Here is a 368-nt window from a genome sequence, read left to right as displayed (position 1 = left end):
AGCGAGGTCAATACGATTACTTTCCGGGGTGAAAGCAGGGACAGTAGTTTGGTTCAATTGCATTACAGCACCAGTAACCCGAGCAATGATTTTACATTAGCTTTAACCGGTTGTGATTATATCTCGTTTGAGGATATGGGAGTACTTAGGACGAATGGAACCAGAAGTATATTAATCCAGAATGAGAGTAATCATGTAAGCTTTGACCGTTGCCAATTAAAAGGGCATGTATTGAGTCCTTCCACTACAAGGGATGAACACCTTACATTCCGCAATATTGCAATGACAGGATATAATCTGAATTTGGCACAATTAAATGGTGGTTCTGCCATGACTATTACCGTGGAGAGTTGTCATATTCAGGATTT

1 protein-coding gene is annotated in these 368 nt (G+C 40.2%); it reads left to right on the top strand.

The window, feature by feature from the left end; genetic code table 11:
* Window positions 1-368: hypothetical protein (locus JIV24_RS22280; protein ID WP_200467288.1), on the top strand; the 368-nt coding region annotated here is incomplete at both ends.

The organism is Carboxylicivirga marina (assembly GCF_016612505.1).
Taxonomy (GTDB): Bacteria; Bacteroidota; Bacteroidia; order Bacteroidales; family Marinilabiliaceae; genus Carboxylicivirga; species Carboxylicivirga marina.
This window is presented reverse-complemented; position numbering and strand designations above follow the sequence as displayed.